Origin of the sequence: Paenibacillus apis (genome assembly GCF_018333295.1) — a bacterium.
GTDB classification, from domain to species: Bacteria; Bacillota; Bacilli; order Paenibacillales; family Paenibacillaceae; genus Fontibacillus; species Fontibacillus antibioticophila.
The window spans coordinates 83,347-97,384 of sequence record NZ_BORS01000003.1 but is presented as its reverse complement, the minus strand read 5'-3'; the positions used below and the strand labels follow the sequence as shown (position 1 = coordinate 97,384).

The window sequence follows — 14,038 nt, the reverse complement described above, 5'->3', positions numbered from 1 at the left end:
CCCGAAGCAGCTTTCTTTCAGAAAGCTTTTACTTCAGAACTCTTTACACTTATGCCTTTTCTGTGCACTCTTTAGTTGAACTTATATACTGTACTTGCCAATATTCGATCCATAATTTGTAAAAAAATAGAGACAGTCTCGTGTTTCCTTGTACAATGGAAGTACCACCCACCATTACGCAGAGGAGAACAAGACATGTCTCATACGTTCAAGGTAGCACATTTGGATACCTTTCGAACCACTAAAATAAAGCTGGGGCTGGACCACTATCAGGTCCGATCTGCAACTTCATTGGATCGCTTTTGGACGGTGCTTGCCTTTGCGTGCACCTTTCTTCTCTACCACTCTGAGGGCAAGCTTCTTGAAGGCCTACAAGCTTTTCACCAAGAGCATCTTGCCCACCAAGCCCGTTGGATTTATGAATAAGGGCGAAAGGGAATTCCGTTTGAGTAGGTGCAACAACAATTACGGATCGCCTGGAAGAGTGGTGAACAAGTAGCCGGAGGTCCGGTATGGAGCTGAAACAGCGACAGCGGTCGCCTTTAAACCCGGATTTTCACCTCGTCAGGTTCAAATCGTTCAAAAAATCCGGGTTTAACAGCGAGTGTAAGCCCATACCGGACGCAGGCTCCCAGGGTTCACCATGCTTCTAGCTCTTGTTTGTTCCAGTAAATTGGAAGTCGTTTTTGGCAAGTACAGTTATATAGATTATAGGGCGATTGCCGGCAGAGCGGATAAGAACAGTGATATTCTTCATTACTCAGGGAAGCGCTGCGATGCTACCATAATTACATTTAGAAGGAACGGGTCTATCTGCACCCTGATATTTTAACGCTTTATAGCAAGGAAGCGACAGTGAGGCTGGAACTTTAAACATCGAATCTATAAGGGGATGAATCGTATGGGCAAGGCAACTGGATTTATGGAATATGAGAGGGAGGTTCCCGGGGAATTGGAACCCTTGGAGCGGATATCCTCTTGGGCGGAGTTCTCCGTTCCGATGAATGAGGAGCAGCTAAGAACTCAAGGAGCGCGCTGCATGGATTGCGGGACCCCATTTTGCCATGTTGGACGCATGCTCTCCGGGATGGCTTCAGGTTGTCCGCTCCACAATTTAATTCCCGAGTGGAATGACCTTGTATACCGGGGGAACTGGAAGGAGGCTCTCAAGCGGCTGCAGAAGATAAATAACTTTCCTGAATTTACTGGCAGAGTGTGTCCGGCACCTTGTGAAGGCGCATGTACGGTTGGCAAGCATGGAGCGCCGGTGACGATTAAGAATATCGAGAAGTCGATCGTTGACCGTGGATTCCTGGAAGGCTGGATTCAGCCTGAGCCACCGGAGAGAAGGACGGGCTACAAGGTTGCTGTTGTCGGATCTGGTCCTGCCGGTCTGGCCTGCGCAGACCAATTGAATCAGGCGGGGCATATGGTAACCGTCTTCGAGCGGGCCGATCGAATCGGTGGCTTGCTAATGTACGGCATCCCTAACATGAAGCTGGAGAAGAGTTCCGTGGAACGACGTGTGCGATTGCTTGAAGCGGAGGGAATCCAGTTTGTGACTCGTTGTGAGGTAGGCAAAGATCTTCCGGTCGATGCCTTGAAGAAGGATTATGATGCTGTTGTGCTGTGCGGGGGAGCTACCCTTGCCCGTGATTTGCCTATACCGGGAAGAGAGGCCGACGGCATCTATCAAGCTATGGAGTTTCTGACCCTGAATACCCGCAGCTTGCTTGATTCCGGTCTGGAGGATGGACGACACATCTCTGCCAAGGATAAGCATGTAATTGTGATTGGCGGAGGCGATACCGGGACGGACTGTGTGGCGACAGCAATCAGGCATGGCTGTAATTCCGTGAATCAATTGGAAATTATGCCGATGCCTCCGCTATCCCGTCAGCCGGACAATCCATGGCCGGAGTGGCCCAAGGTAATGAAGACGGACTATGGACAGAAGGAGGCAGTCGAAGTATTTGGTGAGGAGCCGCGCCGTTTCTTAACTTCCACCCGCCAATTCCTGAGTGATGATAACGGGCAACTTACCGGGTTAGAAATTGTAGAGATCGAGTGGTTGCATAATGCTCAGGGCAGGCTCGTTCCTCATGAGATCGAAGGGACGGCGCGTAGGGTTCCGGCCGATCTGGTGCTGCTTGCGCTTGGATTTACCGGCCCGGAGGATGGTCTGCTGATACAGCTTGGTATTGAAAGGGATGAACGGTCCAATGTAAAGGCGGCGGAGGGGACGTATTCCACGAATGTGGAAGGTGTGTTCGCAGCAGGAGACATGCGCCGCGGCCAGAGTCTTGTTGTATGGGCCATTCAAGAGGGCCGGCAAGCGGCCAAGGCTGTTACTCGATACCTGACAGCAGACCGGCTGCTACGCGCCTAATTTTCACTTCAATTTTGCCTCCGCCTTGGTCAGAATTTCTGCAATTTTAACCTCGTAGACATGTATATTTTTACGGGACTTTAATCCTTGCGAGAATAAGGTATCCAGCCGGGTCAGCGCACCGGCAATCCGGTCGGTATCTTTTTTCTTCAAGGCAGCTTTGAAATTGCTCCACTCGGTGGCTGAGGATTTATTCGCTGCTGAGATGGAGCTTTTTTCGGTTTTGATCCTGGCTTTCCACGTATCGATTTCTCCCAATATTTTACGAATTTCTGCACTTTTCCGCGTTCGTGCTGCCTTTGCTTCCTTTAGCTCCGCCTCTCTCGTTCGAATCTCCTGCCGTGCCAGCGTGCATGCTGTTTTCAATCCGTTGGCTTGTGTTTGCAGCAGTTTAGTTAACGCTTTATCCTTCAGCTTCTTGGCAGAGGCGAGCTGCTTATTCGCTAATGCCGATGAATCGAATAGGGGCTGATATTTCTGCTTAACCGTACTGACCTTTTGCTCCAATTGGCGGATTTTTGCGGAATCCAGTTCGGTAATTTTCTTCTTTACGCCGCTTAATTTGGCCTCATTGGTATTATGGAGGCTAGTGTTCTTGCTCTCCCAAGTCTTGTGCTCCTTCTGCAGGGCTGACAGTGAATCATACGATTTGATCAACGATTTCTTTCGGGCGGTACCTGCGTCTTCTACGGCGAGCTTCAACTGGTCTTTCACAGAATCCGTAAATTCCGGGGAGGCTCCGAGTATGGAGACTGGAGGTACACCAAACAAGAGACATCCGGTCACCAGCAAAATTAGAAACTTCTTCATCCTATCGCTCCTTTGTTTACATGGTTTTTAGGGATTGAGCAGGCATAGAACCTGGAGATACAGAAAAAAGCACCTGCAAGACGGCATTCACTGCCAGCTTACGGGTGCTTCCCAAATTTCCAGAATTCTATTTTCAAAAAATATACTTTAAAATCCCTTAAATGTCAATTACTCGGACAACTCACACAATGGCTCGGGAAGCTGTAATTCGGTATGCAGACATTCCAGCTTGCGGAGAATTTCCTTCCGCCACTTCAGATCACCGAGGTTGGTAGCCAAGTTCAGAAGGTCCAGATAGTCATCGATTTGCAGGGAAGATTTGCGGGCAGATACTTTCATGGGCTTCATACTCCTTATTAAATAAACTTATATCCAATATGAGGACAAGATAATAATGATAATCATTATCAAATGTGATATTTATCATTATGCACAATAATTTTTGGTTTGTAAATACAAGGAGACTATTTGGAGAAAAAATCAATGACTTAAGATTGGAGAATGAGTCTTCAAGCGCTGCACTCTTCGACAAATTAGGATAAGAAACCTATGTAGGGTTAGGGATTTATGTTAAAATATAACTAAATTTTAATCTATGACCAAAGTGCCACGACGATCTTGCCTGGGAGGGTTAAGGATGAAACAGCTCGTAAGCTCAGTATTCCTGTTAATGAGTGTGGTAACTTCATTTCTGCTAAACCCCGAATCCGCAAACGCCTCTCGAGAAAATATTCTCTACCAATCCGAGCTGGACTACCCGCCCTTCAAGTATGACCAAAATGGTTATCCTGCCGGATTTGACCTCGATCTGACCCGCCTTTTATTTGAAGAAGACAAATACTCGATTTATTATTCCTTTGATGCCTGGGAGAAGGTTTACGCAAAGCTGAACAACAAGGAACTAGACACGGTAGGCCTCATGGCCGTTCTGGATGAAAGAAAGGGCGAGGTCAGTTACTCCAAGCCGATCATGAAGACAACGACAGGTATTTTTGCCAGGACTCATTTTGAGGAAGAAGTCACCTTGAACACATTGTCCAGCTACAGGATTGGTGTAGGTGCCGGACAATATACGGAGCAGCAGTTGAAGAGTGAGTTGGGAATTACCGATTATTCGACATTCCTAACCGTTCAGGAAGGGATGCATGCGTTAAGAGAAGGGAAGATCGACCTACTGTTTGAGAATCAGCATGTGGTTAACTATCTGATGATTCGGGAAGCCATGAGTGATGAGATCCGGATGGTGCTGGGAGGACTCTATCCGGTTGACTTCGCTTATGGAATCCGGAAGGATTCTCCCGAGCTTGTATCTTATTTGAATTCGCGGATAACTCAGGTTCAAGGCGATCCTTTGTTCGAGGAGCTATATCAGAGATATTTCTTTACCCATTCCGATCACTATAATGAGAAAATCCGCAACCGATATATAACGGCGGCCGTCCTGATCGTAATTTCGGCTATCGTTGGCTCGATCCTGATCAGATTGTATATCAATCGGCTGCGAAGAACCCTGCAAGGCGAACGGGAATTCTCAAATGATGTGCTGAAGCATGCAAATCTGTTTATCTGGGCGGTCAAGGCTGACGGCAGGACGGTTAGGTTGAATCAATATGCCGAACGACTGATCGGGATTACAGAGGAACAGGCAGAGGATCGTCCATATGATGAGCTGGAGGGCATGTGTGACAACTATCCGGAGCTGCTGCAAATGCTGGATGAAGCATTGAATATGCAATTTGCCGTCGACCGGGAAGTGATCCTGAAGCGTTCGGAAGGAGAGGGAAAGATTGCCTTATTGTTCCGAACCACCTCTATTCAAGGGCTGGAAGGTGATCTTGATGTCTTTGTTCTTGCGGGGATGGATATTCAAGAGCGAAAGGAATCCGAGATCAAGCTGCAGAACAGTTACCAGGAGCTGGAGGCAACTTACGAGGAACTGACAGCAGCCCAGGAGGAGCTGGCCGATAATTACAAGAAGCTGCTTGATAATCAGGAATTGCTGGCGCGGAACGAGGAGCGATATCGACTGGTAACTGAGGCCTCGAACGGAGGCATTTGGGAGATCGACTTAATACATAACAAGAACTACTACTCCCCTAGATGGTTTCAACTGTTGGGCTATGAGGAGGAAGACCAGGTAAATCGGGATATGCTCTCGGATCTCATTCATCCTGATGATGCAGTGGTCTATGCGAGCGAGATCGGGAAGGCTTGTGCGGAGCTTCGTTCTCTCCTGGAATGCGAATTCCGTCTTCGGATGAAACATGGAGAATATCATTGGTTCCTTGCCCGTGGAAAAATTGTATTCGATACCAATGGAGAACCGCAGAGAATGACAGGCTCGATTATTGACATTCATGAATTGAAGCTTTCCCAGGATCGCTTGCATTATATGGCTTATTATGACGAATTAAGCGGTTTGCCGAACCGTCATTACTTTATGAGAGAGCTGGAGAATTTCTCCGAGACACCTGATCGACATGCGGCCTTATTTTTCATCGATACCGATAATTTCAAGTATGTGAACGATACTTTGGGGCATAAGGCAGGAGATCTGCTGCTGGCAGCGACCAGCAAACGCTTGTCCGAGGTGATTGGCAGTGGAGATATGCTGTTTCGCCTGGGCGGAGATGAATTTGTAATTATGCTGGAGGGCATCAGAGAGGCTGCCCAGGCGGAACGCTACGCCGAGAAGCTGATAGAGATGTTCAAGGAGCCGTTCTATATCCAGGGCAGTGAACTGTATATATCGGTGAGCATCGGGATTTCTCTATATCCGCAGAATGGAACCGATCCGGAGGAGCTCTTGAAAAATGCGGACATGGCGATGTATGCAGCGAAGGAGGCCGGAAAAGGGAAGTATATGGTCTTTACTCCGGCTTTCCAGCATGCCTTTTATGAACGTGTACAATTAGAAAAGTATCTGCGTCAAGCAGTGCAGAACGGGGAGCTGTTGCTGCATTACCAGCCGCAGGTCGATCTGAATTCCGAGCGAATTTCCGGCTTTGAGGCGCTGGTTCGCTGGAACAGTCCGGAGCTTGGGTTTGTCTCTCCCTTAAATTTTATCAAGGTGGCCGAGGACAGCCGGCTCATTATTCCGATCGGGGCCTGGGTGTTAAAGGAGGCGTGCCGGTTCGGGAAAAGATTGCAGGATGAAGGATATGGAGATTTCCTGATCGGAGTTAATATCTCCGTGATTCAGCTGCTGCAGGATGATTTTGCAGATCATGTGCAGGAAGTGCTAAGAGAGACCGGGTTAAAACCGCAGTATCTGGAGCTGGAGATTACGGAAAGCACGATCATGGAGTCCTTTGACGAGATGGTGGCTAGCCTGACCGTGTTGAGGGAGCTTGGAATAAGCATTGCGCTGGATGATTTCGGGACAGGCTACTCTTCACTTGGTTACCTGAAGCAGATGCCGATCACCACTCTGAAGATTGATAAATCCTTCATTGAGCAGGTTCCGGACGAGGGGGATAGTCGATCCTTGGCGAGAGCCATCGTGCTGATCGGAAGAAAAATGGGGCTGAAGGTCGTTGCGGAAGGGGTGGAAACCCAGCGGCAGCTCCAGTATATCAAGCGTTCGAGATGTGATGTGATTCAGGGTTACTTGATCAGCCGGCCTGTGCCGGAGCAAGATGCATTGGCGCTTGCCGGCAGCAGTCTGCGACTGGATATTTAGCGCATCATGCTGCCGCTGCACTTATTTCAGGCTTCCGCTTGCACGGAGACGTCGGAATCCGCCAGGAAGGCCGTAATTGGCATGGACGCCGCCCCCAGAGCGGTGGAGCGGATTCCCAGCTTGGCAAATTCGACTTGAGTCTTCTTCCGATGATAAGACAGGCTGCGGTTTTTGATCGAGTGCAGCATGGCCTGCTCAAGCTGTTTGCCTGCCAGAGACAGCCGGTTGCCGATGACGATCATTTCGGGGTTCAGAATATTAACGAGATTCGCCAGCCCGATGCCGAGCTGAGTGCCGATCTCATTCAGGAGGGTGACAGCTTGGCTGTTGCCCTCTTCTACTTTTGCCAGCACTTCTTCAATCGTGGAGACTTGCTCGCCCCAAATTGCTGCAGCCTGATCGAGCAGGGCCTTCTCGGAAGCCAGCGTCTCCCAACAGCCATGGTTGCCGCACCGGCAGAGCGGTCCATTCTCGGCGATGGTCATATGGCCGACCTCACCGGAAAAATTAGACGTACCGCGGTATAGCTGGCCGCCGACGACTATCCCGGAGCCGATTCCGACCCCGATGCTTAAATAGACGAGATCACTGGTATGCAGCCCGGCACCGTACAGCTTTTCCCCGATGGCTCCGGCATTTGCTTCATTATCGATATAAATCGGCAGAGCAAGTTCTTGCTGAAGATGTCCTGCCAGATCAAAATTGTTCCAGCCCAGGTTGGGAGCGGAGACGACTTGCTGAGTCTCATCTACAAGCCCGGGAACTCCGATCCCGATCCCGATGACCCCGTAAGGGGTAGCGGGAAGATCAACACAGATCTTGGAGATCGTGGATTTGATCTGATTCGTTACGCTTTCTGTGGTATAGTCAGCAAGCGGGGTGCTCTGCTCGCGAATGATATGGCCTTCCAGATCAACAATAACGACAAGAAGATCGTGAACGCGAATGTCCACGCCGACCGCATAGCCGGCTTGTTTGTTGAAAAGCAGCAAGGTGGGCTTCCTGCCGCCGCTGGATTCGCCCGGCCCGATCTCGGTAACCAGCTGGCTGTCAATCAGCTCTGCGACCAGGGAGGATACCGTAGCTTTATTTAATCCGATCGCCGCGGAGATATCTGCCCGGGAGAGCGGCTGCATTTGCCGAATAGTATCCAGGACTATGCCTTTATTCATCTTCTTGATCAGTTGCTGATCGCCCGTAATTTTCATTGAAGTTCCTCCGGTAACATGCTTTTCTATTCGCCATCATATCATATATAAGTTGAACTAATGAATGTTACGTTCTGGGCAACGTGTGAAGTGTTCTTACGATCGCTGTTGTCCGCGGAATTCTCTAATTGAACGAAGCCATCTTATTTAGTTCAACTTTATATAGATAAAAAATGCTTACTAAATTACTTAGTTAGTTGACTAGACAAACTAAGTATAACGTGATAGGATTGAGTTGAAAAGAGCATGAGACAAAATCATTAAGGCAAGACTGATGTAAGGGCTTACTAAAAAGATCATTATATTGTAAGGAGGACGTAACGTGAGTTATTTCAAGAACATTGGCAAGATTCAATTTGAAGGTGCAGGTTCGAACAATCCATTGGCATTTAAGCACTATGACGAGAATGAAGTGGTGCTCGGCAAGTCGATGAAGGAGCATCTTCGCTTTGCAGTAGCTTACTGGCATACGCTGACAATGAACGGCAGCGATCCTTTCGGTCAAGGCAACATGGTTCGCCCGTGGGAGACTGTATCCGGTCTGGATCTGGCGAAGGCACGCGTGGAAGTGAATTTCGAGTTCCTGGAGAAGCTTGGCGCTCCTTATTTCTGCTTCCATGATGTGGACATTGCTCCGGAAGGTGCTACGTTGAAGGAATCCAATGAGAACCTGGACGTAATCGTTGCTAAGATCAAGGAAGGTATGAAGCAATCCGGCGTGAAGCTGCTGTGGAATACAGCCAACATGTTCTCTAACCCGCGTTATGTCCACGGGGCGGCAACAACCTCCAATGCCGACGTATTTGCTTATGCAGCTGCGCAAGTGAAAAAGGGCCTGGAAACTGCAGTTGAGCTTGGCGCAGAGAACTATGTGTTCTGGGGCGGCCGCGAAGGCTATGAATCCCTGCTGAACACAGATATGGGCTTGGAGCTGGATAACCTGGCTCGCTTCTTCCAAATGGCTGTTGATTATGCGAAGGAAATCGGATTTACCGGCCAATTCCTGATCGAGCCTAAGCCAAAAGAGCCAACCAAGCACCAATATGATTTTGATGCAGCTACTACGATCTCCTTCTTGCAAAAATATGGTCTTCAAGATAAATTCAAGCTTAACCTGGAAGCGAACCATGCGACACTGGCAGGACATACCTTCGAGCATGAGCTGCGCGTAGCGCGCATCAACAATATGCTCGGTTCGATCGATGCGAACCAAGGCGACATGCTGCTGGGCTGGGATACAGATGAATTCCCTACAGACCTGTATGCAGTAACTTTGGCTATGTACGAAATTATTGAAAATGGCGGACTGGGATCCGGCGGCGTGAACTTTGATGCGAAGGTTAGACGTTCTTCCTTTGAGCCTGAGGATTTGTTCTACTCCCACATCGCCGGCATGGACACCTTCGCGAAGGGTCTAAAGGTTGCGGCCCGCATGAAGGAAGAGAAATTCATCGACTGTCTGATCGACGAGCGTTATGCAAGCTTCAAGTCCGGCATCGGTGCAGACATTTTGTCCGGCAAAGCGAACTTCAAGACCTTGGAAGCTTATGCATTGGAGCATAGCGACATCCGCAACAAGTCCAACCACCTTGAGCTGGTGAAGGCGCGTCTGAACGAATTGATCTTCACTACCAAATAAGCTGGTGCTAAGCTGCAAGTGAATGAACGTTAAAAAAAGGGGGCGCCTGGTCGTCCCCTTTTTTCGGTTCATAATAAGTTGGACTAATAATTGTACGATGGAGGAACACTCCACACTTATGCCCTTTATTTATCTTCTTTTGTTCAATTCAGATAGCTTTGAATTATATACATGATTAAGGGAGGCGTATCGGACGATGAAGTACGTAATTGGAATCGACTTGGGAACCAGCTCGGTAAAGACGGTGCTGGTGAACAAGCAGGGAGATATTGTGGGCGAGGCTACAGCTTCTTACCCGCTGATTCAGGAACGCCCGGGATACAGCGAGCAGGATCCGGAGGAATGGGTAAAGGGAACGCTTGGTTGTCTGAAGGAACTGCTGGACAGTAAGCAGGCGGCGGCCGAAGATATCGAAGGCGTATCCTTCTCCGGGCAAATGCATGGTCTGGTGCTGCTGGATGAGCAGAACCAGGTGCTTCGCAATGCGATCCTGTGGAATGATACCCGCACGACGAAGGAATGCCGGGAGATCGAGGCGAAGCTGGGAGACAGCCTGCTGGAGATTACCCGGAATGCGGCGTTGGAGGGCTTTACGCTGCCGAAGATTTTGTGGGTGCAAAAGCATGAGCCTGAGCTGTTTGCGAAGGCGGCGCGCTTTGTGCTGCCGAAGGATTATTTGCGCTATCGGATGACCGGGCAGGTCGCGATGGAAATCTCCGACGCCGCAGGCACGCTGCTCTTGAATGTGCCGGAAGGGGCGTGGAGCGAAGAGATCACCGCGGCCTTCGGACTTCCGGCCGGGTTTTGCCCGCCGCTCGTCGGCAGCACGGAGGACACCGGCACGGTGCTGCCGGAGTTCGCGCAGCAGAGCGGCCTCTCGCCGAACACCCGTGTGTTCGGCGGCGGCGCGGACAATGCCTGCGGCGCAGTAGGCGCCGGCATTGTCCGCAAGGGCGATGCGCTGTGCAGCATCGGCACATCGGGCGTTGTCCTCACCTACGAGGAGGACAAGAGCAAGGACTTCGGCGGCAAGGTGCACTTCTTCAACCATGCTCATCCAGGAGCCTTTTATGCCATGGGGGTTACCCTGGCAGCAGGCTATTCCCTGAGCTGGTTCAAGGATTCGCTGGCGCCGGAGCTTGGCTTCAATGAGCTGCTTGCGCCCGTGGGCTCGCTACCTCCTGGAGCGGACGGCTTGCTGTTCACGCCATACCTGGTCGGCGAGCGCACGCCTCATGCAGACAGCGTCATTCGCGGCAGCTTCATCGGGCTGTCCGGCACGCATCGCCGGGAGCATCTGGCCCGCGCCGTGATGGAGGGCATCACCTTCTCGCTGGCTGAATCCCTTGCCTTGTTCCGCGAGGCGGGCATCGAGGTGGATCGGATGATCTCCATCGGCGGCGGTGCGAAGAATCCGGTCTGGCTGCAAATGCAAGCCGATATTTTCGGCATACCGGTCGTCTCGCTGAAGAACGAACAAGGCCCGGCGATGGGCGCAGCCATGATGGCAGCGGTCGGCAGCGGCTGGTTCGCCAGCCTCAAGGATTGCGCCGATCAATTTATCGGCTATGCGCAAACCTATGAGCCGGTACCGGCCAATGTTGAAACCTATAGCCGCCTGTTCAAGCTTTATCAGCAAGTGTATGCGGCTACCCGTTCGCTGAATGAAGGGCTGCAAGAGTTCCGCGGCTAATCCGCATAGCAGACTGTGGGGACCCAAGAGTGTTTGCAGTTGGAGTAGAAGAGGGTCCCCCTTCTTCACCAAAGCCACATCGTGCGCTACGGAAATAAGTGCAGAAAGTCACTATAATTCCAGGTGCGGGCGCTCATGCGATGATTATAGTGCAGAAAGGCATTAAAAATTGCAGGCGTGGGTGCTCATGCGATGATTATAGTGCAGAAAGGCATTAAAATTGCAGGCGTGGGCGCTCATACGATGATTATAGTGCAGAAAGTCACTATAATTGCAGGTGCGGGTGCTCGTGCGATGATTATAGTGCAGAAAAGCACTATAATTCCAGGCGTGGGCGCTCATACGGCGATTATAGTGCAGAAAGGCATTAAAATTGCAGGCGTGGGTGCTCATGCGATGATTATAGTGCAGAAAGTCACTATAATTGCAGGTGCGGGTGCTCGTGCGGCGATTATAGTGCAGAAAGGCATTAATCGCAGAAAGCCAAAAGAGAAGGAACAATAAAAGTTGGACGAAAAACCTGGGACTGACCCCTGATTGTAAGATGGGGATCGCCACTTTTCTCGCCCGACTTTTTAATTTGGGAACGTGTTGGATAGCTTTGGGGCCTTAATGGACAGCAACTTCTTCCGAGCATCAAGACGATAACGCTTCGTTGGTGATTTTCTCGATGTCGACCGGGGAGCGCGACCCCTCTCGGACGATATCGGGAAGAATATGCTGCAGAAAGTAATCTACACAGTGCAGCTTGATGCCTTTGATCTTGATAAGCGCATTTCGGTACATGGTGATGAATTCTTTTTCCGTGTTGCCTAACTGCAGTTCTGCAAAGGCCTCGTAGATCTGATCCATCTTGTCGGCTACCTCCAGGATACGCCCCTCCACCGAGTCGTCTTTTCCTTCCCGCAATTGTCTGCGGAAGATGGCCTGGAATTCCTCCGGAATATGCTCGTCGATGAAGTGAGCGACCATGCCCTCCTCAACCTGCTGCAGCATGGCTCTAAGCTCCAACGAATAATGCTTCACAGGAGTTTTGATATCTCCGATAAAAATTTCGCCATAATCATGGCTGCTGGTAATTTCGTATAACTTTTTCCAGTCCACCGTTACCCCGTGGCTTTCCTCGATATCGGCCAAGGTCTTGGCGTATTGAACAACCTTCCAGGAATGCGCAGATACACTGTGCTCCTGAAGCTTGAATCGGCCAGGGCAGCGAATGATCCGCTCCAAGTCGTTTAATGAATAGAAGTAGGTGTGAATTCCCATATGTGAATCCCTTTCTGTACCCGTGATAATTTGCGTGGCTGAGATGAAGTATGAATTTGTGCGGCTTAGGTTAAGTATGAATGTGATTTGTTAATGGACGATTAACATCCAATATTTCATACGAATATGCGCTTTTATTTAATACGAATTAATGCGAATATAAACTCTCCATTGCTTAATTCCATCCGGGCTGCGCAGGTAACTTTTGTCTTCGATCCTGCAAATTCCGTAGAGGGAATGTCGGGTGGAGCCCGAATAATGGATGTTATGATGCAGTGGAAAGGAACTGGGGCCGCGAGAGCACTGGAAATGGATCGTAGCTTTGGAGGCACTGGAAATGGATCGTAGCTTTGGAGGCACTGGAATGGATTGGACCTGTGTGAACACTAGAAAGGAACTGGAGCTATGGGAGCGCTGGAAAGGAGCTGGAGGGCATGGAAGCACTGAAGCAAATGAATCAGGCCATGGAGTATATTGAAGAGCGTTTGCTGGACGAGGAGATCGATATGCGCAGTGTCGCTCGAATTGCAGGCTGCTCGGAGTATCACTTCCGCAGGATGTTCTCCTTCTTGTCGGGGATGAGTCTGGGCGAATATATCCGTTACCGCAGGTTGACATTGGCCGGCATGGATCTGCTTAACCGGACGGAAAAGGTCATTGATATTGCCCTGAAATATGGCTATGATTCACCGGACTCCTTCACCAGGGCGTTTCAGGCCTGGCACGGGACTACGCCATCAGAAGCCCGGAAGGGTTCTTCCAGGCTGAAGTCTTTTCCGCCCATGACCTTTCAATTAACGATTAAGGGAGGTAACCCCATGGAGTATCGGATTGTTGAAAAGGGACCTTTTCAGATTGCAGGCATCATGGAACGCATCACGCTGATTTATGAGGGAACGAATCCTCAGATCGACGAGATGTGGACCCGTTTGACGATGGAGGATTATGCTGAATTAAAGCGGATCTCCAATACGGAACCTAGAGGCATCGTATGTGTATCTGCCAATTTCGCGGAGGGACGTCAGGAAGGCGGAGAGTTGGATCAATATATCGGGGTCGCCACAACAGAAACGGTTCCTGACCGTTGGGAGGTGCTCCCGGTAGAAGCTTCCACCTGGGCGGTGTTTACTGCGACAGGAGAATTCCCGAGAGCCTTGCAGGATACCTGGGCAAGAATCTATTCAGAATGGTTCCCTTCATCAGGCTACGAACTGACGGGAGGGCCGGAGTTGCTCTGGAACGAAGGCAAGGACACAACGGTTCCCGACTATACAAGCGAGATCTGGATTCCTGTAATCAAGAAAAGTTAACAACATCAGCCGGCTGCTCTTCACGGGGCAGGCCGGCTGTT

Annotated in this window: 12 protein-coding genes; 8 read left to right on the top strand and 4 right to left on the bottom strand. The window is 50.1% G+C overall.

Going from position 1 to position 14,038, the window contains the following annotated elements; translation table 11 throughout:
* The first annotated feature begins 195 nt into the window (after positions 1-195).
* Both KI362_RS05090 and KI362_RS05085 read left to right on the top strand, forming a co-directional pair.
* Entirely contained in the window at positions 196-426 is a 231-nt protein-coding gene (locus KI362_RS05090) for a hypothetical protein (protein ID WP_301625383.1), read from the top strand.
* Positions 427-901: 475 nt separating this feature from the next.
* The gene (locus tag KI362_RS05085; RefSeq protein ID WP_301625782.1) at positions 902-2,389 is read left to right on the top strand and encodes a glutamate synthase subunit beta; all 1,488 of its coding nucleotides are present in this window, start codon (positions 902-904) and stop codon (positions 2,387-2,389) included.
* 3 nt (positions 2,390-2,392) lie between these two features.
* On the opposite strand, the gene KI362_RS05080 is transcribed toward KI362_RS05085, so the two are convergent.
* Positions 2,393-3,199 (bottom strand): hypothetical protein, encoded by an 807-nt coding sequence (locus KI362_RS05080; protein ID WP_301625382.1) that lies wholly within the window; start codon positions 3,197-3,199, stop codon positions 2,393-2,395.
* 168 nt (positions 3,200-3,367) lie between these two features.
* Positions 3,368-3,538 (bottom strand): hypothetical protein, encoded by a 171-nt coding sequence (locus KI362_RS05075; protein ID WP_187375166.1) that lies wholly within the window; start codon positions 3,536-3,538, stop codon positions 3,368-3,370.
* A gap of 298 nt (positions 3,539-3,836) precedes the next feature.
* Between KI362_RS05075 and KI362_RS05070 the strand changes: the two genes are divergently transcribed.
* Positions 3,837-6,881, top strand: a complete 3,045-nt coding sequence (locus tag KI362_RS05070) for an EAL domain-containing protein (RefSeq protein WP_301625380.1) — start codon at positions 3,837-3,839, stop codon at positions 6,879-6,881.
* 26 nt (positions 6,882-6,907) lie between these two features.
* Here the strand turns inward: KI362_RS05070 and KI362_RS05065 are convergent, their stop codons facing one another.
* Positions 6,908-8,089, bottom strand: coding sequence for an ROK family transcriptional regulator (locus KI362_RS05065; protein WP_301625378.1), 1,182 nt, complete (start codon positions 8,087-8,089; stop codon positions 6,908-6,910).
* Positions 8,090-8,411: 322 nt separating this feature from the next.
* On the opposite strand from KI362_RS05065, the gene xylA reads away from it, so the two are divergent.
* From xylA to KI362_RS05050, 3 genes are all read left to right on the top strand, one after another.
* Positions 8,412-9,728, top strand: a complete 1,317-nt coding sequence (gene xylA / locus KI362_RS05060) for a xylose isomerase (protein ID WP_301625377.1) — start codon at positions 8,412-8,414, stop codon at positions 9,726-9,728.
* Between the two features lie 196 nt (positions 9,729-9,924).
* Positions 9,925-11,421 carry a xylulokinase gene (gene xylB / locus KI362_RS05055; protein ID WP_301625375.1) on the top strand — a complete coding sequence of 499 codons (1,497 nt, stop codon included), beginning with the start codon at positions 9,925-9,927 and terminating at the stop codon, positions 11,419-11,421.
* 192 nt (positions 11,422-11,613) lie between these two features.
* Positions 11,614-11,925 (top strand): hypothetical protein, encoded by a 312-nt coding sequence (locus KI362_RS05050; protein ID WP_301625374.1) that lies wholly within the window; start codon positions 11,614-11,616, stop codon positions 11,923-11,925.
* A 132-nt stretch (positions 11,926-12,057) separates the two neighbouring features.
* On the opposite strand, the gene KI362_RS05045 is transcribed toward KI362_RS05050, so the two are convergent.
* Positions 12,058-12,687 (bottom strand): YfbR-like 5'-deoxynucleotidase, encoded by a 630-nt coding sequence (locus tag KI362_RS05045; RefSeq protein WP_044480417.1) that lies wholly within the window; start codon positions 12,685-12,687, stop codon positions 12,058-12,060.
* 337 nt (positions 12,688-13,024) lie between these two features.
* Between KI362_RS05045 and KI362_RS05040 the strand changes: the two genes are divergently transcribed.
* Together KI362_RS05040 and KI362_RS05035 are read left to right on the top strand one after the other, a co-directional pair.
* The gene (locus KI362_RS05040; protein ID WP_301625372.1) at positions 13,025-13,165 is read left to right on the top strand and encodes a hypothetical protein; all 141 of its coding nucleotides are present in this window, start codon (positions 13,025-13,027) and stop codon (positions 13,163-13,165) included.
* On the top strand, positions 13,122-13,997 hold the full coding sequence (locus KI362_RS05035; RefSeq protein ID WP_301625370.1) for an AraC family transcriptional regulator: 876 nt from the start codon (positions 13,122-13,124) through the stop codon (positions 13,995-13,997). The genes KI362_RS05040 and KI362_RS05035 overlap by 44 nt, the downstream gene beginning before the upstream one ends.
* The last annotated feature ends 41 nt before the right edge of the window (positions 13,998-14,038 follow it).

What these genes read in the sequence shown, in the direction of transcription:
- KI362_RS05075 (WP_187375166.1), bottom strand. Translation starts at nt 3,538, where the DNA reads ATGAAAGTATCTGCCCGCAAATCTTCCCTGCAAATCGATGACTATCTG.
- xylB (WP_301625375.1), top strand. Translation starts at nt 9,925, where the DNA reads ATGAAGTACGTAATTGGAATCGACTTGGGAACCAGCTCGGTAAAGACG.
- KI362_RS05070 (WP_301625380.1), top strand. Translation starts at nt 3,837, where the DNA reads ATGAAACAGCTCGTAAGCTCAGTATTCCTGTTAATGAGTGTGGTAACT.
- KI362_RS05085 (WP_301625782.1), top strand. Translation starts at nt 902, where the DNA reads ATGGGCAAGGCAACTGGATTTATGGAATATGAGAGGGAGGTTCCCGGG.
- KI362_RS05090 (WP_301625383.1), top strand. Translation starts at nt 196, where the DNA reads ATGTCTCATACGTTCAAGGTAGCACATTTGGATACCTTTCGAACCACT.
- KI362_RS05065 (WP_301625378.1), bottom strand. Translation starts at nt 8,089, where the DNA reads ATGAAAATTACGGGCGATCAGCAACTGATCAAGAAGATGAATAAAGGC.
- KI362_RS05040 (WP_301625372.1), top strand. Translation starts at nt 13,025, where the DNA reads ATGGATCGTAGCTTTGGAGGCACTGGAATGGATTGGACCTGTGTGAAC.
- KI362_RS05050 (WP_301625374.1), top strand. Translation starts at nt 11,614, where the DNA reads ATGATTATAGTGCAGAAAGGCATTAAAATTGCAGGCGTGGGCGCTCAT.
- KI362_RS05080 (WP_301625382.1), bottom strand. Translation starts at nt 3,199, where the DNA reads ATGAAGAAGTTTCTAATTTTGCTGGTGACCGGATGTCTCTTGTTTGGT.
- KI362_RS05035 (WP_301625370.1), top strand. Translation starts at nt 13,122, where the DNA reads ATGGAAGCACTGAAGCAAATGAATCAGGCCATGGAGTATATTGAAGAG.
- KI362_RS05045 (WP_044480417.1), bottom strand. Translation starts at nt 12,687, where the DNA reads ATGGGAATTCACACCTACTTCTATTCATTAAACGACTTGGAGCGGATC.